Source organism: Lacrimispora xylanisolvens, assembly GCF_002934545.1.
Lineage (GTDB): Bacteria > Bacillota > Clostridia > Lachnospirales > Lachnospiraceae > Lacrimispora > Lacrimispora xylanisolvens.
The window spans coordinates 225,553-247,413 of the sequence record NZ_PTJA01000002.1 but is presented as its reverse complement, the minus strand read 5'-3'; the positions used below and the strand labels follow the sequence as shown (position 1 = coordinate 247,413).

The 21,861-nt window shown below is 42.6% G+C and carries 21 protein-coding genes; 3 read left to right on the top strand and 18 right to left on the bottom strand.

Features of this window, described 5'->3' with window-relative positions:
* Positions 1-130: 130 nt before the first annotated feature.
* Positions 131-628 (bottom strand): DUF5721 family protein, encoded by a 498-nt coding sequence (locus BXY41_RS04500; RefSeq protein WP_104435126.1) that lies wholly within the window; start codon positions 626-628, stop codon positions 131-133.
* A 176-nt stretch (positions 629-804) separates the two neighbouring features.
* On the opposite strand from BXY41_RS04500, the gene BXY41_RS04495 reads away from it, so the two are divergent.
* Positions 805-2,091, top strand: coding sequence for a M18 family aminopeptidase (locus BXY41_RS04495; protein WP_104435124.1), 1,287 nt, complete (start codon positions 805-807; stop codon positions 2,089-2,091).
* A 62-nt stretch (positions 2,092-2,153) separates the two neighbouring features.
* Here BXY41_RS04495 and BXY41_RS04490 read toward each other — a convergent pair whose 3' ends face one another.
* From BXY41_RS04490 to spo0A, 13 genes are all read right to left on the bottom strand, one after another.
* Positions 2,154-3,332, bottom strand: a complete 1,179-nt coding sequence (locus BXY41_RS04490; protein ID WP_242980037.1) for an MFS transporter — start codon at positions 3,330-3,332, stop codon at positions 2,154-2,156.
* Between the two features lie 11 nt (positions 3,333-3,343).
* Positions 3,344-4,201, bottom strand: a complete 858-nt coding sequence (locus tag BXY41_RS04485) for a PRD domain-containing protein (RefSeq protein WP_104435119.1) — start codon at positions 4,199-4,201, stop codon at positions 3,344-3,346.
* A 22-nt stretch (positions 4,202-4,223) separates the two neighbouring features.
* On the bottom strand, positions 4,224-5,648 hold the full coding sequence (locus BXY41_RS04480) for a glycoside hydrolase family 1 protein (RefSeq protein WP_104435117.1): 1,425 nt from the start codon (positions 5,646-5,648) through the stop codon (positions 4,224-4,226).
* A gap of 12 nt (positions 5,649-5,660) precedes the next feature.
* Positions 5,661-7,550, bottom strand: coding sequence for a beta-glucoside-specific PTS transporter subunit IIABC (locus BXY41_RS04475; RefSeq protein WP_104435115.1), 1,890 nt, complete (start codon positions 7,548-7,550; stop codon positions 5,661-5,663).
* 292 nt (positions 7,551-7,842) lie between these two features.
* Complete coding sequence (locus tag BXY41_RS04470) at positions 7,843-8,079, bottom strand: hypothetical protein (protein ID WP_104435113.1); 237 nt, start codon at positions 8,077-8,079, stop codon at positions 7,843-7,845.
* Positions 8,080-8,107: 28 nt separating this feature from the next.
* The gene (locus BXY41_RS04465) at positions 8,108-9,079 is read right to left on the bottom strand and encodes a peptidylprolyl isomerase (protein WP_104435111.1); all 972 of its coding nucleotides are present in this window, start codon (positions 9,077-9,079) and stop codon (positions 8,108-8,110) included.
* Between the two features lie 15 nt (positions 9,080-9,094).
* Positions 9,095-9,880, bottom strand: a complete 786-nt coding sequence (locus BXY41_RS04460; RefSeq protein ID WP_104435108.1) for an HAD family hydrolase — start codon at positions 9,878-9,880, stop codon at positions 9,095-9,097.
* A complete protein-coding gene (locus BXY41_RS04455; protein ID WP_104435106.1) occupies positions 9,877-10,473 on the bottom strand; it encodes a Maf family protein in 597 nt (198 codons plus the stop codon). Before BXY41_RS04455 ends, BXY41_RS04460 begins: the two co-directional genes overlap by 4 nt.
* A gap of 80 nt (positions 10,474-10,553) precedes the next feature.
* Entirely contained in the window at positions 10,554-11,111 is a 558-nt protein-coding gene (locus BXY41_RS04450; RefSeq protein ID WP_104435103.1) for a putative ABC transporter permease, read from the bottom strand.
* A 111-nt stretch (positions 11,112-11,222) separates the two neighbouring features.
* A complete protein-coding gene (locus BXY41_RS04445) occupies positions 11,223-11,681 on the bottom strand; it encodes a divergent PAP2 family protein (RefSeq protein WP_104435636.1) in 459 nt (152 codons plus the stop codon).
* Positions 11,682-11,694: 13 nt separating this feature from the next.
* Positions 11,695-12,264 (bottom strand): HD domain-containing protein, encoded by a 570-nt coding sequence (locus BXY41_RS04440; RefSeq protein WP_104435101.1) that lies wholly within the window; start codon positions 12,262-12,264, stop codon positions 11,695-11,697.
* Between the two features lie 39 nt (positions 12,265-12,303).
* On the bottom strand, positions 12,304-13,749 hold the full coding sequence (gene glgA, locus BXY41_RS04435) for a glycogen synthase GlgA (protein WP_104435097.1): 1,446 nt from the start codon (positions 13,747-13,749) through the stop codon (positions 12,304-12,306).
* A 98-nt stretch (positions 13,750-13,847) separates the two neighbouring features.
* Positions 13,848-14,654 (bottom strand): sporulation transcription factor Spo0A, encoded by an 807-nt coding sequence (spo0A, locus tag BXY41_RS04430; RefSeq protein WP_104435094.1) that lies wholly within the window; start codon positions 14,652-14,654, stop codon positions 13,848-13,850.
* Positions 14,655-15,130: 476 nt separating this feature from the next.
* Between spo0A and BXY41_RS04425 the strand changes: the two genes are divergently transcribed.
* Both BXY41_RS04425 and BXY41_RS04420 read left to right on the top strand, forming a co-directional pair.
* Positions 15,131-17,041, top strand: a complete 1,911-nt coding sequence (locus BXY41_RS04425) for an OPT family oligopeptide transporter (RefSeq protein WP_104435092.1) — start codon at positions 15,131-15,133, stop codon at positions 17,039-17,041.
* Positions 17,038-17,388, top strand: coding sequence for a PqqD family protein (locus BXY41_RS04420; protein WP_104435090.1), 351 nt, complete (start codon positions 17,038-17,040; stop codon positions 17,386-17,388). Before BXY41_RS04425 ends, BXY41_RS04420 begins: the two co-directional genes overlap by 4 nt.
* Before the next feature lie 69 nt (positions 17,389-17,457).
* On the opposite strand, the gene spoIVB is transcribed toward BXY41_RS04420, so the two are convergent.
* The 4 genes from spoIVB to BXY41_RS04400 form a co-directional block, all read right to left on the bottom strand.
* Complete coding sequence (gene spoIVB / locus BXY41_RS04415; protein WP_104435070.1) at positions 17,458-18,732, bottom strand: SpoIVB peptidase; 1,275 nt, start codon at positions 18,730-18,732, stop codon at positions 17,458-17,460.
* A gap of 125 nt (positions 18,733-18,857) precedes the next feature.
* Entirely contained in the window at positions 18,858-20,528 is a 1,671-nt protein-coding gene (recN, locus tag BXY41_RS04410) for a DNA repair protein RecN (protein ID WP_104435068.1), read from the bottom strand.
* Positions 20,529-20,540: 12 nt separating this feature from the next.
* On the bottom strand, positions 20,541-20,990 hold the full coding sequence (gene argR, locus BXY41_RS04405) for an arginine repressor (RefSeq protein ID WP_104435066.1): 450 nt from the start codon (positions 20,988-20,990) through the stop codon (positions 20,541-20,543).
* Positions 20,991-21,002: 12 nt separating this feature from the next.
* Positions 21,003-21,860 carry an NAD(+)/NADH kinase gene (locus tag BXY41_RS04400; protein ID WP_104435064.1) on the bottom strand — a complete coding sequence of 286 codons (858 nt, stop codon included), beginning with the start codon at positions 21,858-21,860 and terminating at the stop codon, positions 21,003-21,005.
* Position 21,861: the final 1 nt, after the last annotated feature.

Here is a 21,861-nt window from a genome sequence, read left to right as displayed (position 1 = left end):
TCTTATTCTATTTTTGTTCCATGACCATCATGGAATTTTTACAATTTATACCTGCAAAGAGTATTTTAATACGCAGAAATGGAATTGTCAATAGAAAATCAGCACTCAAACCGTTTGAGTGCTGATAATGTCATTCTTCCAGATAAACAATCTGGTTTTGCTTTAAAAACTCCTTAAATGCCTGGTCCCATTCCTGATCTAAGGTCTTATCCAGAGTAAAAACAGACACTGAGGTACCTGTCACACAGGTCAGGCGTTCTTCCTCGTATCTGATATTGATATACAGTCCTTTAACCTCATTTGAAGTGAAAGGAATCTTTCGCTGGGAAAGAAAACGCTCCGTATCCTCTTTGGGCATCTGCATTACAATCTTAAAACTCCCAGGCAGCCGTTTGCCCTTGATCAGCGAAAAACAAAAGGGCTTCATCATGGCCCAGGTGGACAGCTCTCCCAAGTCCAGGGCCTCCTTTTCCTCTGCAGTATAATAGCCAGACCGTATGGCTCCGTCAATGGTAAATGTATTAAAGGTAGTGACTGAAGCCTCTTTTACAAGAAAACGGTCAAAAACTTCTCCTACAAACAACTTTGTCGTAAAAGGTTTCATCTCTTCTATATTCAACGCAATCATGGTTTCATTCTCCCCATCCGTATTTTCTCCGTTAACTATACAACGGAAACTCTTCCAATGTCAACGCAGGATTTCACTCTCCCTGTCGGTATTCCAAACCACTCTCTTCTATGCTATAATAGATTCAACGGTTTCAGTCAGAAAACCAATTGAAAATCAGAAAAGAGGATAATGATATGAATCATATGAAACAGCTGGAAGAACTGATTGCTGCATCGGTCTCTCCATACCACTGCATTCAGGCTGCTGCGAAACGGCTTACTGCAGGAGAATTTAAGGAGCTGCCTTTGGCAGAATCCTGGGAATTAAAGCAGGGGGGCTCCTACTACATAAACGCATTTGACTCCACCTTAATCGCATTTACCGTCGGCGATGAGCTGACAGCTGTCCCCCAGCTGAAACTGGCAGCTTCTCATACGGACTGGCCATGTCTGAAGGTAAAGCCATCTCCGGAAGTAACTGCTCTGGAATACGGAAAGCTCAACGTTGAGGTCTATGGCGGTCCTCTCTTAGGTACCTGGTTTGACCGTCCCTTATCCATGGCAGGAAAGGTCAGCGTGACAGGTGACACGCTTATGAATCCAAGGACTATCTTTGTGAATTTCTCCCGCCCGGTACTTACCATTCCCAATCTGGCCATTCATATGAACCGCAATGCCAATGAAGGATTTGCCTTAAATGCACAAGTGGACATGCTTCCTTTAATTGCCCGGATTACTGATGAATTAAACAAAGAAAGCTTTTTTATTGATGCGCTTGCAAAAGAAGCCGGGGTAAAGAAAGAAGACATTCTGGATTATGAAATCTGCATCTACAATTATGAGTCCGGAACCACTCTTGGTTTGCAGAATGAATTTTATTCCGCTCCCAGACTTGATAATATTACTTCCGTTTCTGCATGCTTAAGCGGCATTCTTTCTGATACACATGAGAGTGGAATCCATGCCATCGCCCTGTATGATAACGAAGAGATCGGAAGCCACACAAAACAGGGGGCCGCTTCTGCACTGACTGAACATATTCTGGAAAAGATCTACGCCTCCCTTGGTTATACCAGAACCGACTTTTTAAATGCTTTGTTAAGCGGATTTCTTCTTTCCATGGATGTGGCTCATGCCATTCATCCAAACCACGGAGAGAAATGTGATATCAAAAATCAGATCATGATGGGAGACGGAGTCGCCATCAAACTTGCAGCAAGTCAGGCCTATGCAACCGATGCCACCAGCACAGGCGTGATCGAGGGTATCTGCCGCGCCTTTGATATCCCTTATAAGAAGTTTTCAAACCGTTCCGACGTAAAAGGCGGATCTACTCTGGGAAGCATTTCTTCTGCTTTGCTGACTATGCGCACAGTGGATGTAGGTGTTCCCATGCTGGCCATGCATTCAGCCAGAGAGCTTATGGGTGTGAAGGATCAGGAAGCACTGGTAAGACTGGCAGAAGAATTTTTCAAAGCTTAAATAAAGTCTGTAAAAAATACGTCTTGACCGGATAAAATTCCGTATCAAGGCGTATTCTTCACTTATGGATTATTTTTGCATTCAGTTCTGTTCCTATAATAAACAAGCGAGATTACAATTCCTATAAGAGAAATTCCTGCCAGCACCAGATAACCATGCCGGATGCTGAATGCAGAGGCAATTTTCCCGGTAAAGATAGGAAACGCGGTCATGCCTATGGCATAAACTGCCTGAAAAAGCCCCATGGCAGTGGAACGTTTTTCCGCTTCAATTCCACACATTGCCTCTGAAGTAAGATACGAAAACAAGATACCGGTAGACATTCCGGGAAGTATCTGCAGGAATAAAAGCTCAGTCGCATTTTTCGCCGAAGGTACCAGCACACAATAGACAGATATCATTACAAAGACGGCTGGGATCCAAAATCTGGGACCTCTCTTACAACAGTAACCGGCAGAAGCAAAGGCTGCAAATCCTACTGCCGAAACCATATAAATAATTGAGGATAATCCAACCAATCCATTGGCGGCTCCCAGATCTTTCAGAATCTGATTTGTAAACGACATGGCAGTCGTAAGCTGAATCCCCTGCTGAATCAAAGCCAGAATGGAGAATAGCCACAGCCGTTTTATTTTACATACAGTAATAAGTTCCTTTGCATCAATTTTCCCAGTCTTCCTGCATGGTTCTTTGATTTGAAGCGAGAGAAAAAAGGCAAGAAGACCGGCCAAAACACTAAGAATACAGATTCCTGCCATTCCAATCCTGCTGTATCCCATGGTACTTGCTAAAAAGCCGATAAGCATACCAAAATTATTAAACATCACGATTCTGCTGGTAGCTGACTGCTGGTCTTTTTGTGGAAAATGATTGGTGTAAAACACCATAAACGAAATCCACATGGCGGAAGCAATGCCGGAAAAAAGATTTGCAGCTAAAAAACCCATCCCGTTTCCCCAGAATATCCGGAACAATGATGCCAGGCCGGAAAAAAGAGTTCCTGCCTGGATGAAGCACTTATGCTTTCCTATGGAATCCGCACATAGCCCTATTGGAAAACGAAATACCAGCTGGGTAAGTCCATAAGCACCCAGCACCATTCCGGTAAATGCGCTGCCGACTCCTATAAGAGTCAGATAGGTCGTCTGATATGGAATGTATATGTACTGCGCAAACCAGAACAGGGAAACCATTGCAAGATAGCGGATTTCCTGTTTGCGCGTAAAAATTTGCTCGTTCAATTTCTGCCCCTTCATTTCTTATTTTGATGAGAGTATTCCTCTAATATCCGATGAATATGGACCGTTAAATACATCTCTTCCTGCCTGGACAATCTGGAATCAAATTTTTCCTGAATAAAGATCCCGATTTTTCTGACACAGTCATATTCCCTTTTACAGCTTTCAATTACATGAGTATAAAAAGAATCTTCATATTCATATAAATCCTGACTGCCATTCACAAGCCGCTGTGCAAAAAACCGCAAATGAGTAATGAACCGGGTATAACCGATCCCCTCTTCATTGTAGAGAATGGAAAAGTTATATTTAACGATATCCAGGATCCCCTGAACGGTTTCAAATATGGTCTGGTTGTCTGTACTATAAGAGTTATTTGTTTGTGCATTGATAAAATGAAAGGCAATATTTCCGGCCTCATCCTGAGGCAACTCCACATGCAGCTGCTCCCTCACAAGCTGCAGGGCATATAATCCCACCTGAAATTCCCTGGGATTAAAACGCTTCAATGTCTGTGTATAAAAATTCTGTATTAAAATCCCCTCTTGATATCTTTTTACAGCAAAAGAAAGATGATCTGTAAGTCCCAGATAAATGTGCTCCATCAGAACCATTCCATAAGCCTCAATGGCATAGTCTATCACCTGCTTTGCCAGTTCAAAATAAGTACTGTCAATTTCAGATGCGAGACGGATAATATTCTTGGATATAGACCGGTCTTTTAAGACAAACACTTTCTCAATGTCTTCACTTTTTAAATGATGTCCAATGGATTTATTAAAACCGATTCCCTTCCCCATCAGAATTACCTCTCTGCCGCTGTCGTCAAGTGCCAGCAGCAGAGAATTATTCATTACCTTAACAACCCTCATAACCAAACCCCATTTCTGTTATTTAGAGTTCTTCCCCGTTGGTTTCGATGACGCGCCGATACCAGTAAAAACTGTCTTTCTTAATCCGGCTCATATCTTTTAAGTCATGATCGTCACGATTGACATAAATGAAACCATAACGTTTCTTAAATCCTTCGTGGGAGCTGAGCAGGTCCATAAAGGTCCATGGGGAATACCCCAGCATCTCAACTCCGTCTTCTATGGCCTGACTGCAAGCCAGAATATGTGCCTTTAAGTAATCAATTCGATAATCGTCATGGACTTTTCCGTCCTCTGTCAGAGTATCTGCAGTGCCCAGTCCATTTTCTGTCACGATAAGAGGAAGATGATATTTTTGATAATAATTATTTAATACGGTTCGAAGGCCCAGCGGGTCAATCTGTGCTCCGTATTCACTGGAAGCAAGATGTTCATTTTTCAGATGATGGAAATATCCATACTGATCAAAATCAACCTGATTGATGGGGAACGCTCTTTCTCCCACCGGATGAGCATCATCTGCCGGCAGATACCGGACGCAAAGGGTTCGGTAATAATTCAGGGCAATAAAGTCCATCTTTGCACCCTTTAGTATTTCCTCATCCTCTGGCATCATAATAGGAACGATATTTCTCTCCTCCAGATATCTCATGTAGTATCCCGGATAACAGCCGTAGTAATGCATGTCCAGACAGTAATCCGTCTTAAACCAGTCATTTAACCGGGCTGCCCATACATCTTCCGGACGGTTGCTCTCCGGATATGTACAGGTGGAAGAAACTGCCGGACCAATCTTGCCATTTGGAATGATACAATGGCACGCTTTCACTGCCAGTGCATGAGCCAGGAACATGTGATAATCCATCTGCGCTCTCTGACGGTCAGCCTCCCAGCTGTCTTCGGCGGTAATATTCACTCGTTCATCCACACGGACCATGAGGTTTTGTTCGTTATGAACCTGCCAATAGGTCACTCTGTCACCAAAGGTTTCAAAGCAGATCTTTGCATAGCGCTCAAATGCTTTTACACATTCTCTGGATTCCCACCCATTGTATTTCTCAACCAGTGCATAGGGAAGGTCAAAGTGATATAAGGTAATAAATGGCTGAATGTCATTTTCTAACAGGCAGTTAATGACATCATTATAAAAATCGATTCCTGCCTGGTTCATTTCCCCGTCTCCATCTGGTATGATTCTTGCCCAGGCAATGGAAAAACGGTAAATATTAAGTCCCATCTCTTTCATCAGAGCAATATCTTCTTTCCAGTGATGGAAAAAATCGCTGGCAACTTTACTGTCAGCCTGTAAATGAGAACGCTTAAAGGAGTTTATATCTGCAACCGTGGGTCCTTTTCCGCCTTCATCCCAGCCGCCTTCAATCTGAAATGCAGATGAGGATGCTCCCCATAAAAAGTGATCAGGAAACTTCGTTTTCAATCTGTTCATATTAAAACTCCTTTACTGATTTTTCTTGATGGCAATAACAGACTTCTCAAGAGTTGCCCCTTTTCCTGTAATTCCGGAAACCTGCTGAAATACAGGAGTATTGCTTACAATAATCGGAACAATGGTATCGTAGCCTTCTTTTTTTAATGCATCAATATCAAAGGACAGAATTTTAGTTCCTTTTTTAATATGACTGCCTTCTTCTACAAACTTCTTAAAATGCTTTCCTTCTAACTGAACCGTATTAATCCCAACATGAATGATCATCTCCACCCCATTATCCAGCATAAGGCCAAGTGCATGAAGAGTGGGATAGATTAAGGTTACAGTACAGTCTTCCGGAGCTACTACCTCTCCTTTTTCCGGGATAATAGCAATTCCGTTTCCTAACGCCATAGAGGAAAATACTTCGTCATTTACTTTTGTCATGGAGACGGCTTCACCTTCAATGGGTGAAGATATGAAAAAATCAGCTTCTGATGGATCTAATTCAAGATTCTTTGTAATAGTGGTAACTGGGGTTGCTTCTGTTTTCTTTTTCTTATCTCCCATTTCATCAAATCCAAACAGATAAGTAAGTATCATGGCACCAAAGAAAGAAACGCCTACCCCGACCAGATAGTACACAAATGGTTTCATACCAAATGCCGCATACGTTGCAAAGGTAAGAATTCCGTTGTTTGCAAAGGAATCCCCATATACACCGCCAACGCCCATAATCGCTCCGCCAATGGCACCGCAAATGATGGCGTAAATCATCGGTCTTTTTAAACGAAGGTTACACCCATAAATGGCAGGTTCCGTAATACCGCAAACGGAAGCAGAGATTGCCGCTGATGCCGCCACCGTTTTTAAATCTTTATTCTTGGTTTTTAACATAACACCCAGAGCTGCTCCGCCCTGTGAAAAGTTGGCAGCTCCTGCAAAAGCCAAAAGATTCTGGTGCCCGAACTGAGCGACATCATTAATACCAATTGGAAGAAGTGCTCTATGCGCTCCAAAAATAACAAACACGCACCACATACCGCCGATAAAGGCACCACAGATGGCCGGGCTTAAATTCATCATACCCGTGTAAACAAAGGTGATTGCATTACCGATGTAGATACCAATGGGACCAAACACCATAAAGGTTGCCGGAAGCATAACTAAAAGTGATAAGCCAGGAACCAGAATGATTTTTAAAATTTCAGGAATTACTTTTTCTAAAAATTTCTGCACATAGGAAAGAATGAAAACTCCAATGATAATCGGAATAACGGAGGAAGCATAGCTTGCTTTGGTAATGGTAACACCAAACATGCTTACTACATCTTTCCCAGTCATCAGTGCTACGACTGACGGATAACACATGGTACCGCCAAGAGCCATGGCAATAAATTCATTTGCTTTAAACACCTTGGCACTGGTATAAGCTAAAATAACAGGCATGAAATAGAATAAGGCATCCGTACCAGCCATAATCAGCGTATATGTCTGATTAACCGTAATATCCACACCTTGTTTCGCTGCCATAATCTTTGCAATGGTAAGGAAGCCCTTTAAAAGTCCGGAAGCTGCAATCGCCGGAACCATGGGGGTAAACATAGCAGAAACTGCAATCAGAATCCGATTCCAGATGGACACCTTCTCTTCGCTGATTTCTGTTGTTTCATCTATGGATATCATAGGTATGATGGCATCATAAACCTGGTTTACTTTGGTTCCCAGTACTACCTGAAACTGTCCTCCGCTTTCTACAACAGAGATAACTCCTTCCAGATGCTCGATGGTCTCTTTATTTGCTTTTTTTGAATCCTTTAATTGAAATCTTAATCTTGTAAAACAATGGGTCAGTCCTTTTACGTTTCCAGAACCGCCAACATTGGTCAAGATATCTTTGGCTATTTGATTATAATTCATATACAATTCCCCTTTCAAGTATTTTCTTATCTCCTCATCCGGCCGGAATGACAAAATAAAAAGACCCAATTAAACGAACTCTTTATAAGACAAAATACCCCATCCATCTTATAGCCATTCGTCTAATCCGATCTTGCCTGCATTACCAGTAACACGTCATCATAATGATTTATTCAGTTGTTTTCAACTTACTCATAATATATCATTATTTTTGCTATCTTGCAATAACATTTTATTCTTTTCTTAATCACTGAGGGAATGGAAAAAAATTCCCTCAGTCTGCGATCCCTGTTTATTGCGGCAGCTGCCCCATGGTTTCCGGTAAAACCTCTCTGCTGGATTCCAGGGTTTCAGGAGAGGTTTTATCCCCCTGAATATATCGGTACCCAAACATCCCTCCTGCAGTCAGTACAACCAAAAGCAGAAAGAAACATAAAAAAATGATAACTTTTATGAACGACTCCTGTCCCCGTCTTCCTCTTCGCCTGCGGCTGCGTCTTTTACCACTTCGAATCTCTTCCTGCTTCATTGGTATCCTGCTCTTCCTTCCTTATGGGTCAATCAGAAAAATATTTTTTGTAAATTTCAAAAAAGCTGGTGGTTGTGGTTTTATCATCTTTGGAAAATGTAAGATCCTTCCAGATATTATTGCCAAACGTAACGGGGTTGTCCTGTTTAAACTGGGCATAAATCTGGTCAAATGCTTCTTTTTTCCGGCTGGTATATAAGCCGGACTTTCGTTCCTGGGTAGCTGCTTCATCGTAATCACTGACGCACCGGATAATATAGTATTTACCCTGACTCTCTGTCACCTGGCTGATTTCACCTTCAGCCAGACCAAAGGCCGCATCTTCTAAAGCTCCTGGATGTTCCCCTCTTCCCATCTTCCGTTCAATTACTCCATTTTCCGAGTATTCTCTGGCAATGGCCGAAAAATCAGCTCCCTGTTCCTTCAGCTTTAAAAGGACTTCATCTGCCGCGGCTTTGTCAGACATTACGATCTCTTCCACATCAATTACCTTGGCCTCACTGTCACTGATCTCCAGATTCATGTCCCTGGTGAGTTCTACAACAACTTTATTAGACAGATAATACTCCTCATACATAAATCTTACATCTGACTGGCTCACTCCCATATAAGCAATATCATCAGGAGTCAGGGAATTATAAAATTCCTCTGAAGCCTTGCGCATCTCTTCCTTCTCCCCGCTGGTCAGGGTCACACCCTTACTTTCAGCAAGAAGATTCATCATCTTCATCTCCTGAAGAAATTCTCTTACCTGATCCATGAGATAGGTTTCAAATGTTTGTCCGCCGGGAAGCTCCACCCCCCAGATCTGGCTGGTGTAAAGCTGTTGATATTTATTCCTCTCAGTCGCCAGTATAATCATGGACTGTGGAAGGGTGTATAGCTTTGTTTCCTTGATTTCCGATACAAGGGGGATCTCCGTCTTGCAGCCGGAAAGCATGGCGGATACCGCCGCCGCAATTATAAGGAGTCTTCCCCAGTATCTGCGTAGATTTTTCATACGCACCCCTCTTTCTTATAAAAGCAGCTTTAATATTTTTAATACGCCCTGATTCAAATTGGTATCGGTCTGAAACCGTGCTGCCTCTTTTACTTCTTTTCTGGCATTGGCGACAGCAAAGCTGTAGTATGCCTGATTTAACATCTCAATATCATTTAGCTGGTCGCCAAATGCCATGGTCTCTTCCGGTGTGATGGACAGACTTTCCTGAAGAAGCTTTACCGCCTCACCTTTGTTAGTTCCAGGCCTCATACAGTCCATCCACATATCTCCGGCAATGGTGATCTTTAACCGGTCCCTGTATTTTTCCCTTAACTGTCTGGTATGGCTTTCTACATCTGTTTTCCGGTAGACACTTACTTTAATAAATTCAGACTCAACTTTTGTTAAATCCTCTACCATTTCCACCCGAAATTTATAGCTGTTAACCATCCAGTCAATAAAATCCTTGTCTTTCGTCTCCATATACACCACATCAGGACCGCTGAGCATAACTTCAAGTCCTTCTGTCTTCCTTACATCTTCCACCATATCCATGGCAGTCTTACGTTCAATTGGATTCAGAAACAGATTTCTGCCGTGACAGCCTATATAAGCACCGTTATCAGAAAGATAGAATATTTTTTCTTTCACCGGATCAAAGATGGATTCAATACTGACCCACTGCCTTCCGCTTGCTGCTGCAAACTGAATGCCCTTTGCCCGTAATTTCAATATTACCTCATAAAGCTCAGCCGGAACTTCATATCCTCCGTCTGGCACCAGTGTTCCGTCAATATCTGATACAATCAGTTTTATCATGCTTTTTCCTCCTGCTCACAGATCTGCTTTAATTCCTGATAGACTCGTCCTACAGGCAATCCTACTACATTACTGTAATCTCCGTCAATCCCTTTGATAAAAGCAGCAAACCGCCCCTGGATTCCATAAGCACCGGCCTTATCCATAGGCTCCTCATCTTCTGCATATAATCGGATCTCTTCCGGAGTCATAGGGTATACATGAACATCAGTCCGTTCTGCAAAACTGCGGACTGTGGTTCCATTCGTTCCACAGTAAATCAAAGTCACACCGGTAAAGACCTGATGGGTTTTTCCCTGAAAGGATTCAATCATCTCATATGCTTCCTGATGGCTCTTAGGTTTTCCAAGAATCTTACCTTCAGCTGCCACGACAGTATCTGCTCCGATTACAATCGTTCCCGGCTGCTGATGCCTTGCCACATCCTCTGCTTTTTGCAAAGACAGCTCCATCACTGCATCTTCAGGAACCCTGGTAGTAATCACCTCAATAACCGTACTTGGTTCTATTACAGGATTCAGACTGATCTGGCTTAAAAGTTCTCTTCTTCTTGGTGATGCCGAAGCAAGCACAATCTTATAATCTCTTATCATTAGTGTCCTCTCTCTTCTATTATAATTCCTGACTCATGAAATTGCAAACAGGCGGGACCCGTTACGAATCCCGCCATTCTTTAATATACTTTCAGGCGTCCCACTAAGGACGACTCATCTTCCTCACAGTCTGCTTTCAGCTGCATCCTCATGGTATATACAAAATCGGTTGCATAAAAAACCAACAAAAATATACCTGTAATACGTTGAAAATCATCTGGAATCATACCTGCCGCCTGATTCACAAATCCACTGAGGAAGCGGAAATAAAAGATTCCTAAAAATCCCCAGGCAATGCTGCTCTCCAGACAGATAATTCCTTTGTAGTTAAATGGCTTCCTGCTATAATCCCACCAGAATGATCCAAACAGCTTAATCATCATATAAGCCGTAACGAGCTCCATGAAAGTTGCCATCACCATAGAGGCGAAATACAGGCGCACCGGACTGTCAATGAAAGGGCTTAAAAGCACTGTGGCCCCAACAGATCCAAATCCATATATGATGCAGAACGGTCCGTGTCCAAATCCGCGGTTAAAAACCGGTCTTTTGTTTTCATAGCTAAGTACAGCGCATTCAAGAAGATAACCCAGAAAGCTGAATAGGAAAAAACAGTTTATCCTATGATAAATTGACATATCCAATTTGCCTCCAAAATTAACAATTTTTTAACTTGTTAAAGTATAATATGGATATCTAAAGAAATCAAGGGTTATTTTCTTACGATTCCCCAAAATTTTTCTTTTTTATTAATAATATTGCGCTATCAAAACTGCAAGTAAAATGCCAAGTATGGCTCCTGCTCCAACCTGCAGAGGACTATGTCCCACATATTCCTTTAATTTTTCCTGTAAAATCTCGCCGTTCAGCTTCAGGGGATTTTCTAAGAGAATGCTGTTTAAAAGCTTTGCCTGCTTTCCTGTTTCTCTTCGTACTCCCATAGCATCATACATCACAATCATGGAGAGTACAAAACTGATTGCAAACTCAAAAGAACCGACGCCATAGCGGTAACTGGCGGCGGTCGTCAATGCACAGACCGTAGAGGAGTGGGAACTTGGCATACCGCCGGATCCCACAAGCCTCTCCGGATTAAAACTTTTATTAAGAGCCAGGTCGATCAGTGTTTTTAACACCTGCGCTACCAGCCAGCCGGTAACTGCAGTCACTAAGACCTGATTCTTTAGAATCACTTCCCAAAATTTCATGGTTTCCTCCATCTTATGCCGCGCTCTTCCTGCCAAAACCGTACAATATCCAACGCTTAATCCTTGCAGTAGTTTCCACCAGACCACATAATTTATCTGCATAAATTATTACCATTCCGCCTTTCGTTTTGGGCGGAACCGGTGTAAGCGGCCACATATGCCGCAGGATCATGTCCTTCTCATTCTCCGTTAAATCGAAATGCTTCACTGCATTCTTTAAAGCAGCCCTTGGATGAGTAAAACCATGGAAACGTTCCCCGGTCTCTCTGGCGTGAGTATGCCAGTCATATAGAAAGAAATCATGAAGCAGACCTGCTCTGGCTGCTTCTTTATATTCCCAACCTAATTTTCTGCATATGCAGTAGCTTAAATAGGACACCTTAATGCAATGAGCCTTGCAGGTAGTATCTCCATGCTGCATATAATGATCCATGGACTGGAATACCTTGTGGTCTAAAATATCCTTCACACAGGCAAGGTATTCCAAATCCATATTATAGTCTTCCCGTTCCACCCAGGAGGCATCTTCTGCCCACTTTATGGCTTCCTGCTCTTCCTCAGGGGTTAAATACAAGTTTTTCATGGTTATTTAGTCGCTTCCTTCTTCATAGTGTGGACCGGCTTAACAGCCAGTCAGCCAGTCATATAATTCCTGATACTTCATGGCTGAAGTTTTCCAGGAATAATCCTTTGACATAGCCCGGTCGATAATTTTGTTCCACTCACGTCTCTTATCATAATAAATGCGCTGTGCATAGCGGACGGCACCAAGCATCTCATGAGCATTGTAGTTGGCAAAGGAAAATCCCGTGCCCTTACTCTCATACTCATTATAGGGTTCTACCGTGTCTTTTAAACCTCCGGTTTCCCGGACAACAGGTACAGTGCCGTATCTGAGTGCCATCAGCTGGCTTAAACCGCAGGGTTCAAACAAAGACGGCATCAGGAATGCATCACAGGCAGCATAAATCTTATGAGACATAGCCTCCGAATAATAAATATTGGCAGAAACCTTATCCGGATACTTCCATGCATAATGGCGGAACATATTTTCATACCGCTCTTCTCCGGTACCAAGAATAACCAGCTGGATATTGTCCTGACATAATTCATCCATGACACACTGGACTAAATCAAGTCCCTTCTGGTCAGTCAGTCTGGAAACGATTCCAATCATAAACTTACTTTCATCCTGCGCCAAAGAAAGTTCCTTTTGAAGCGCAGCTTTATTTTTTTCTTTCTCCTTGCGGAAATTACGCAGATTATAGTTTTCTACAATATACGAATCCGTCTCTGGATCAAACTCGTCATAATCAATTCCGTTTACAATTCCTCTTAAACTGCCTTCTCTGGCCCGCATCAGACCGTCAAGGCCTTCCCCATAGAAAGGCATCTTTATCTCCTGAGCATAGGTCTCGCTGACTGTTGTGATGGCATCTGCATATACTATGCCACCCTTTAACAAATTCCCATCCTTGTAAGCCTCCAGTTTATCAGGTGTAAAATAATAATCAGGCAGACAGGTCAGTGCCTGTATGGTCTTTACATCCCACACACCCTGGAATTTTAAATTGTGAATGGTAATTACCGACTTCATGTTCCGGAAGAAATCTCCTTCACGAAAACGGTCCTTTAACAGAACAGGTATTAAACCGGTCTGCCAGTCATGGCAATGAACCACATCCGGCTGAAATCCGATTACCGGAAGAGAAGACAAAGCGGCTCTTGAAAAAAAGCAGAACTTTTCTAAATCCTGATACCATTCTCCGTATGGCTTCGGACCCTGGTAATAGCCTTCATTATCAATGAAATAGAAGGTGATTCCGTCCCAGACACACTGAAGAATCCCAACGTATCTGCTTTGTCCCAGATAATCCATATAGAAATGATCCACATAAGTCATCTGGTTTCTCAAATCTTCTTTGATACAGAGATATTTGGGAATCATAACTCTCACATCATAATACTCCTGATCAAAGCACTTGGGAAGGGATCCCACTACATCTGCAAGACCACCCGTTTTAACAAAAGGTACTGCCTCCGATGCAACGAACAAAATCTTCTTCATCCAAAAACCTCCCTTATCCTTATCCCTTCCGGGCATTGTCTGTTATGCTATAGTATACTGCATTTTCAGAAAATAAGGAAGTATCTTTCCCTTAACTTTTATGAAAGTTTTTTGTAATCAAGCCTTATTTTATCAGCAATGAGTGCAATAAACTCGGAATTGGTTGGTTTTCCTTTTCCTGTACTAACGGTATATCCAAACAGCTCGTTGATGGTATCCATCTTTCCACGGCTCCAGGCCACTTCAATGGCATGGCGGATGGCACGCTCAACACGGCTGGGTGTGGTCTGATGTTTCTTTGCAATGGAAGGATAAAGAATCTTAGTCACAGAGGTAAGCATCTCCTGATCCTGTACCGATATCACAATGGCATCCCTTAAATACTGATATCCCTTTATATGCGCCGGAATTCCGATTTCATGAAGCATCTGTATTACATCATTTTCTAAATTCTGCTCCATGTATTCTGTCTTATTGACATAAGGTTTCACCTTTTTCATACCCTGGAGACTTGGTGTTTTCGTCTTTCTCTGCCCTACTCTTCGCACCTTATCGACGATAACTTCCTTGTTAAACGGCTTCATTATGTAATAATTCGCCCCCATTCGGAAAGCATCTTCGGTAATATTCTCACTTCCTGCGGCGGTTACCATAATAAATGAGGGAATCTTTGTCACAGCACCGTTTCCTCTTACCCGCTCCATTACTGTAATTCCGTCCATTCTCGGCATAATCACATCCAATAAGACAACATCCGGATTTGTTTTGAGGATCATGTTATAAGCGTCTTCGCCGTTATCCGCTCTTCCCACTACATGAAAATCCTCCTCTCCTTCCAGTATATCATTCAGCAGATTTAAGGTCTGCAGGTTATCATCTGCAATAGCGATACTGATTTCTGACATATTGATACTCTCCTCCTGATTCTTCAAAATAAATGAAAACTAGTGTATAGCCATTATAATCTTGCCCTAGCTTATGCCGCAACGTGATTCTATCGCATTATTCGACAGGAAAAACGTTTATTTTATCGAATATGGGATTCTGTCTGAATTGTCCCACTGTCGAATGAAGAAAAGGTCTTGCCCGGTCTGAATCCACGTTTCCCCCTTTTTTTTACCGGTGTTGAAAATTGAAACTACTTGTCGTCAAAAAAACATGAAAAACAATGCTGCTATCTCTTATACTAACACATAAAAAATAGGATGAAAAGCTTTTCACTGAGATTGGGTCTATTTTTTATCAATAATAATTTAAGCATTATGCTGATAAAATTATTATTTTATTTTTTTTTATTATCGAAAAAGCACAATAACACTTGCCCCTTCCTGAATAAATGGATATAATTGGTACTGTATAAAAATTTTAGGGGGAAATACAAATGAAAGAACAAAATGATTTCAAGCCGTACATACCGGCTGAAAAGGTCACACCGGAATTTACTGTTACCTCTATTGTTCTGGGTATCATTCTGGCTGTTGTCTTCGGCGCTGCAAATGCCTATCTGGGTCTCCGCGTTGGTATGACCATCTCCGCATCGATTCCTGCCGCAGTCATCTCCATGGGTGTGATCAGGGTCATGATGAAGAAAAACTCCATATTGGAAAGCAACATTGTTCAGACGGTGGGTTCTGCAGGAGAATCTCTGGCTGCAGGTGCTATCTTTACACTGCCAGCTCTTTTTTTATGGGCTGCAGAAGGAAAAATGGACGAACCTGGTATTCTGGAAATTACACTGATCTCTCTCATTGGAGGGATTCTGGGTGTCCTTTTCATGGTTCCGCTTAGAAACGCACTCATTGTAAAAGAACATGGAATTCTTCCCTATCCGGAAGGAACCGCATGTGCTGAGGTACTTTTAGCCGGCGAAGAAGGGGGTGCCAATGCTTCTACGGTATTTGCCGGAATGGGTTTTGCCGCTGTTTTTAAATTTATCATTGATGGGATCAAACTGGTGCCGGGGGAAGTTTCCTTCCGTGTGAAGGGCTATGCCGGTGAGATTGGTACACAGATTTACCCTGCCGTCATGAGCGTGGGATATATCTGCGGACCCAGGATATCTTCCTATATGTTTGCAGGAGGTATTATCAGCTGGCTGGTATTTATCCCGGCAATTGTTCTTTTTGGAGCCGATTTAACCCTGTATCCCGGTACTGTTCCCATTGGGGAGCTGTTTGCTGCCAAAGGAGCCGGCGGTATCTGGGGAACCTACATCCGTTACATTGGTGCAGGAACACTTGCAGCAGGCGGTATTATCAGTCTTGTGAAATCCCTTCCGTTAATTATTCGTACATTCCGGGATGCCATTAAGGGACTCGGACAAAACAATACGGGCAGCGGACTGAGGACCGAGCAGGATTTAAGCTTTCAGGTAATATTGGGAGGAATCGTACTTCTCACCATTCTCGTCTGGCTGATTCCAGTCATACCTGTGACTTTGGTAGGTGCCATTATTGTTGTAATCTTCGGATTTTTCTTTGCTACCGTGTCTTCCAGAATGGTAGGTCTGGTAGGAAGCAGTAATAACCCTGTTTCCGGTATGGCCATTGCAACGCTTCTGATTGCAACCATTACCTTAAAAGCAACCGGGGACAACGGTATTCATGGTATGAAAGGTGCAATTGCCATTGGTTCTATTATCTGTATTGTTGCCGCTATTGCCGGCGATACGTCACAGGATTTAAAAACAGGTTATCTCCTTGGAGCCACTCCGAAAAAACAGCAGATCGGTGAGCTGATTGGAGTAGTTGCTGCTGCTTTTGCAATAGGCGGCGTTTTATATCTGTTAAATGCAGCGTGGGGCTTTGGCTCTGAGCAGCTGGGTGCACCTCAGGCAATGCTGATGAAGATGATTATTGAAGGAGTTATGGAAAATAATCTTCCCTGGCCGCTGGTATTTATGGGAGTCTTTTTAGCTGCAGCTGTGGAGATTGTGGGAATTCCGGTCCTTCCTTTTGCAATCGGTGTGTATCTTCCCGTTCAGTTAAATGCATGTATTATGGTAGGTGGTCTGGTACGCTTATATTTTGACAGAATAAAAAAAGAAGACAAAAAAGAAAAAGATCAGTTAATCAGCGACGGAATGCTTTACTGCTCCGGAATGATTGCAGGCGAAGGTCTTGTGGGGATCCTGCTGGCACTTTTAGCGGTATTTGGTTTGGACAAGGCTCTGGATCTGTCCTCAAAATTAAATCTTCCTTCTTCTGTTTTGGATCTTGGCAGTCTTATTTTATTCGGACTTGTGGTCTTAAGCCTGCTTAAATCTACAGTCTGGAAGAAAGTAAAAAAATGAAACAGAACAGTGAAAAAAGCAATAACTATCTGGATAAGATCCCCATTCGGACTGAACATATACTCTGGTCTGTAGAAGAAAACGGTCTGGTGACACTGGATGTGGAAAACAAAGGCATCTTTCACCGGTTTGCCCAAAGATTTTTTCATAAACCAAAAGTCAGCCACATACACCTGGATCCTATGGGAAGCTTTGTATGGTGTCTCATCGATGGCAGCCGGGATATCCTCAGCCTTTCTGCCTTAGTAAAGGAGCAGTTCGGAGAGGAAGCATCTCCACTCTACGAACGACTGTCCAGGTACTTCCATATCCTGAACAGTTATGGATTTATTACCTTCAAAAAATAAAAAGGAAAAGAAAAGGACGGCACCGTAAGAATATTACGATTCTGTCCTTTTATTTCCTGGCAAATATTGTTAATGATTGATCATATTCTCGATAAAGATACCATAGCCTCTTGTTGAGTCCTGTATAAAAACATGAGTAACAGCTCCTATCAGCTTTCCATCCTGTATGATAGGACTTCCGGACATACCCTGAACAATTCCCCCGGTCAATGCCAGAAGATCGGGGTCCGTAACTTTTATTACCATTCCCTTGCTTTTATGAGTGGTGGAGTAATCAACCCGCTGGATTTCTATTTCGTAATCACGCACTTTTCCAGAAACATCACTTCTTATATAGGCTTTTCCCTTCTTCACATCCTGCCGATAACCGATGGGTAGGGCATCCTGTGAAATTCCCTGCTTAAAGCGGTCATTTACTGTACCGAAAATACCTTCTTCTGTATTTTCTTTGATTGTTCCCAAGTTGGATCCCGGACCATAATAGATGATTCCGCTCATAACACCTGGTTTCCCAAAGGTTCCTTTTTCGATTCCCAAAATTGCTGTTTCATAGAGAGAACCATCTGTGATCTGGACTACATTCCCGGTATCACTGTCACTGATTCCATGACCCAGTGCACCAAACTGTCCGTTCATATCCACATAGGTCATGGTACCTATTCCCTGAGTGTCATCTCGAACCCAGACTCCCAGTTTATAGGATCCGTCCTCTGTTTCTATGGGATTCATCTTAATATCAATGTTATCATCGCCTCTTCTGACCTTTAAAACAGCTTCCGATGCGCCGATTTTATTCAGCTCATTCATCAGTGTTTCCTTGTCGCTAAGCGGGATGCCATTGATAGATTCCAGATAATCCCCTGATTGTAAAACTCCAAATGCTGGCTCTACAACCATTCCATCTTTTTTCGTTACGTCTCCTGTACCGATTACCATGACTCCATTTGATTTTAAATAAATTCCAACTGGAGTACCGCAAGGAACAGCGTATTTGGTATCAACTACATTTACCTGAATATCTTTTAACTGTATCCAGCCGAACAGCTTTAATCCCAGCTTATAGCTTCCCAGATTCTTGGAATACACGGAAAACGGCTGATTCACCTGAAGGTGAATTTGATCGGAAGGAATATTGGAACCGTTGTTCAGTACCACTTCCTCGCTGTCGGAATGCAGCGTCACATCAAAAGGCATGGAGAAATGAAACTGTTCTTCTTCTGCTGCAACGATGTTCAATTTGTCCGGAATGACCCGCTTCATATAAAACCAGGTAAATCCGATACAAAAGATCAGGCTGATCCAGAACGCCCTTACAATTAGTTTATGAAATTTCTTTTTTGCCATCTCACATACCTCCTTAGAAGAATAAAGGAGACAATTTTTTGACTCCTCTCATAGTATGTGAGAATTCGTTAAAAACACTCTGTCATATTTTAGTTGAATTCATTTAATTCTGGTGTTTGGACCAGTTATGACTTTTTTAACTTTTTTTCGGCCGCAAGACGCTTCATCTCTCTGGCATTACCTTTTACTGCATCCGTAATCTCTGCTCCGCCAAGGAGCCTTGCAAGTTCTTCCACAATTTCCTCATCCTGCAGTGCCTGGATTCCTGTGGTGGTTTTTCCAGCCTCTGCCGATTTTTTAATTTCAAAATGAGCATCTGCCATGGCTGCAATCTGAGGCAGATGGGTAATGCAGATAACCTGATGATTGGCTGCTATATAAGAAAGCTTTTCTGAAACCTTCTGTGCGGTTCTTCCGCTGATACCGGTATCAATTTCATCAAAAATCAGGGTTGGAATATCGTCAGAATCAGCCAGAACTGTTTTGATTGCCAGCATAATTCTTGACATCTCACCGCCGGAAGCTACGGATTTTAAAGGCTTTAAGGCCTCCCCGGGATTGGCAGAAATCATAAATTCCGCTTCATCAAAACCGTTTGCCGTATAATGATCCAGTCTGCTAAATTCCATATCAAAATTAACATCAATAAAATTTAAATCATGTAAGCCTTCTTTAATCTTTACTGTCAGTTCTTTTGCTGTTTCTTTCCTCATACAGGATAATTGTCCGCATAAACCTTCTAATTTATCCTCAGTCACAAGAATCTCTTTTTCTGTCTGCTGTTTTAAACGGTCATAATCTTCCAGTTCACCCAGCCTGATTCTCTTTTCGTCCAAATTTTTGAAAATGACGTCAACACCTTTTCCATACTTTGCTTCCATGTTATGAATTAAGTCAAGACGCTCCTCCATTTTCTGGAAATCTTCTTCATCAAAAGACAAGTCCTCCAGATAAGAGGTGATTTCATGATTAATGTCGCTTAAAATGGAGTCCACATCAAAAAGCTGGTCTCTGATGGTAAGCAGGCGTTCATCATAGACAGCCGCTGCTTCCACCTCTTTTAAAGCCCGCCCTGTGACATCGGAATTGACTGCATCATAAGCCACAGAAAGACTTTCCATAATTTTTTTCCCATGAAGAAACAGACGGTACTTTGAGGATAGTTCTTCCTCTTCTCCCTCTCTTAACCCTGCATTCTCAATCTCTTCTATCTCATAGCGGATAAAATCCATCTCCCGCAGTCTGGTATCCTCATCAAGCTGAAATGACGCAAGCCGTTCCTTTAACCGGATATATTCTCTGTAGGTCTTAGCAATATTCATTTTTAGCTCGTGGGACTTTTTCTCCTGGTAACGGTCCAGGATCTCCAGATGTACTGATTTGTAGAGTAAAGACTGATGTTCATGCTGTCCATGAATATCGATGAGAAGACCGGTGATATCCCGCAGTTTCCCTGCAGTTACTGTTTCATCATTAATTTTGCTGAGACTTTTAGACGGCATGATTTTTTTAGAAATAATAACAATGCCGTCCTGGTCGGGAAATACATCCATTTCTTTTAACAGATGGATCTTTCTTTCATCGCTGACGGTAAAGATCAGCTCTATGTAGGCGTATTCTGCCCCGTTTCTGATCATATCCTTTGGTACCTTGCCACCTAAGGCAATGGTTACCGAGCCGATAATAATGGATTTTCCGGCACCTGTTTCACCAGTTAAGACATTCAGTCCCTCTTTAAACTCCACATCGGCTTTTTCAATTAATGCTAAGTTCTTTACGTGTAATTCTGAAAGCATGGCTTGCCTCCTTTATCCCGTAATGAGTTTTTTCAGTTTATCCATCATGAGTATGGTGTCATCTACAGTCCTGATGGCACACATGATGGTATCGTCTCCTGCGATACAGCCTACCATTTCGCTGAAATGAAGGGCATCTAACGCTGCTGCCACTGCCATGGCCATTCCGGATACAGTCTTGATTACCAGTATATTCTGCGCCATATCCATGGATAAATAACCATCTCTTAAAATACGGATGTATTTATCGCTGAATGATCCCTGATTCTGAAGTACCATATAACGCTGTTTCCCTGATTCTGACTGCACCTTTGTCAGCTTTAACTCCCTGATATCTCTGGATACAGTCGCCTGTGTTACTGCAAAACCAGCCTGATTTAAATAATCCGCCAGTTCTTCCTGGGTTTCAATTTCATACTTCCCAATCAGTTCTACTATTTTGCTATGTCTTTCCAGTTTCATCGTGTCACCTCCTTATATACCCGCCATCTTGTTTCGAAGATTATCTAAAAATGATAAATTTTTTAATTTGACTAATATGGTCTTGATCTGGGCGCGCTCCATATCGATCCAGTCCCCAGGTAAAAGACTGACTGCCGAATCTCCGTCAAATACTGCTGCCTGGCTGATTCCTTCCTGTCCCACGATTTCAATCCTGATTTTGTCTTCTGCAGAAAGCACGATGCTTCTGGCATTGAGGGCATGGGAACAGATGGGTGTTAGCACCAGCATCTTGGAATCAGGGACTATGATGGGCCCGCCTGCCGATAAATTATAGGCAGTAGAGCCTGTGGGCGTCGCTGCTATCAGCCCGTCCGCCCGGTACTCCGTTAAGAATTCCCCGTTTACATACACTTTAAACTGAAGCATCTTTAAGTATTCGCCCCGTGTTATGACGATTTCATTAAGGGCGATATCCCGGTAAATCTCTTTTCCGTCCCTGAATGCACTTCCGCTCAGCATCATCCGCTCTTCCAGCTTATAGTCATCGTTAAACAGGGCTGACAGCGCCGATTCAATGTCTTCTGTTCTGGAAACCTGGGTTAAATACCCCAGAGTCCCTCTGTTAATCCCAAGAATGGGTAAATTGCGTCCGGATAAATCTCTGGCTGCCTGAATTAATGTACCGTCTCCCCCCAGAGTAATCACGCATTCCGTTTCCTTTGGCACCATGGCTGAGTCAGTGTAATGCTTACCTGCCTGCCAATCTACCTTTTCTCCTCTGCCGATCAGGCAGACTGCTCCCCTGGCAGTGAGAAATTCCCGGATCTGCTCCGCGGTTTCACGGGCTCCTTTTTTATCCGGATTCATGATTACGTAAAAATGTTTCATT

Bases quoted from the DNA above. Each gene is read 5' to 3' on its own strand.
- BXY41_RS04425 (WP_104435092.1), top strand. From the start codon at position 15,131: ATGAAAGAACAAAATGATTTCAAGCCGTACATACCGGCTGAAAAGGTC.
- recN (WP_104435068.1), bottom strand. From the start codon at position 20,528: ATGCTTTCAGAATTACACGTAAAGAACTTAGCATTAATTGAAAAAGCC.
- BXY41_RS04440 (WP_104435101.1), bottom strand. From the start codon at position 12,264: ATGAAAAACTTGTATTTAACCCCTGAGGAAGAGCAGGAAGCCATAAAG.
- BXY41_RS04470 (WP_104435113.1), bottom strand. From the start codon at position 8,079: ATGAAGCAGGAAGAGATTCGAAGTGGTAAAAGACGCAGCCGCAGGCGA.
- BXY41_RS04485 (WP_104435119.1), bottom strand. From the start codon at position 4,201: ATGAGGGTTGTTAAGGTAATGAATAATTCTCTGCTGCTGGCACTTGAC.
- BXY41_RS04495 (WP_104435124.1), top strand. From the start codon at position 805: ATGAATCATATGAAACAGCTGGAAGAACTGATTGCTGCATCGGTCTCT.
- BXY41_RS04445 (WP_104435636.1), bottom strand. From the start codon at position 11,681: ATGAAATTTTGGGAAGTGATTCTAAAGAATCAGGTCTTAGTGACTGCA.
- spo0A (WP_104435094.1), bottom strand. From the start codon at position 14,654: ATGTCAGAAATCAGTATCGCTATTGCAGATGATAACCTGCAGACCTTA.
- spoIVB (WP_104435070.1), bottom strand. From the start codon at position 18,732: ATGGCAAAAAAGAAATTTCATAAACTAATTGTAAGGGCGTTCTGGATC.
- BXY41_RS04460 (WP_104435108.1), bottom strand. From the start codon at position 9,880: ATGATAAAACTGATTGTATCAGATATTGACGGAACACTGGTGCCAGAC.
- BXY41_RS04480 (WP_104435117.1), bottom strand. From the start codon at position 5,648: ATGAACAGATTGAAAACGAAGTTTCCTGATCACTTTTTATGGGGAGCA.
- BXY41_RS04400 (WP_104435064.1), bottom strand. From the start codon at position 21,860: ATGAAACATTTTTACGTAATCATGAATCCGGATAAAAAAGGAGCCCGT.
- BXY41_RS04475 (WP_104435115.1), bottom strand. From the start codon at position 7,550: ATGAATTATAATCAAATAGCCAAAGATATCTTGACCAATGTTGGCGGT.
- glgA (WP_104435097.1), bottom strand. From the start codon at position 13,749: ATGAAGAAGATTTTGTTCGTTGCATCGGAGGCAGTACCTTTTGTTAAA.
- BXY41_RS04465 (WP_104435111.1), bottom strand. From the start codon at position 9,079: ATGAAAAATCTACGCAGATACTGGGGAAGACTCCTTATAATTGCGGCG.
- argR (WP_104435066.1), bottom strand. From the start codon at position 20,990: ATGAAACTGGAAAGACATAGCAAAATAGTAGAACTGATTGGGAAGTAT.
- BXY41_RS04420 (WP_104435090.1), top strand. From the start codon at position 17,038: ATGAAACAGAACAGTGAAAAAAGCAATAACTATCTGGATAAGATCCCC.
- BXY41_RS04500 (WP_104435126.1), bottom strand. From the start codon at position 628: ATGATTGCGTTGAATATAGAAGAGATGAAACCTTTTACGACAAAGTTG.
- BXY41_RS04455 (WP_104435106.1), bottom strand. From the start codon at position 10,473: ATGATAAGAGATTATAAGATTGTGCTTGCTTCGGCATCACCAAGAAGA.
- BXY41_RS04450 (WP_104435103.1), bottom strand. From the start codon at position 11,111: ATGTCAATTTATCATAGGATAAACTGTTTTTTCCTATTCAGCTTTCTG.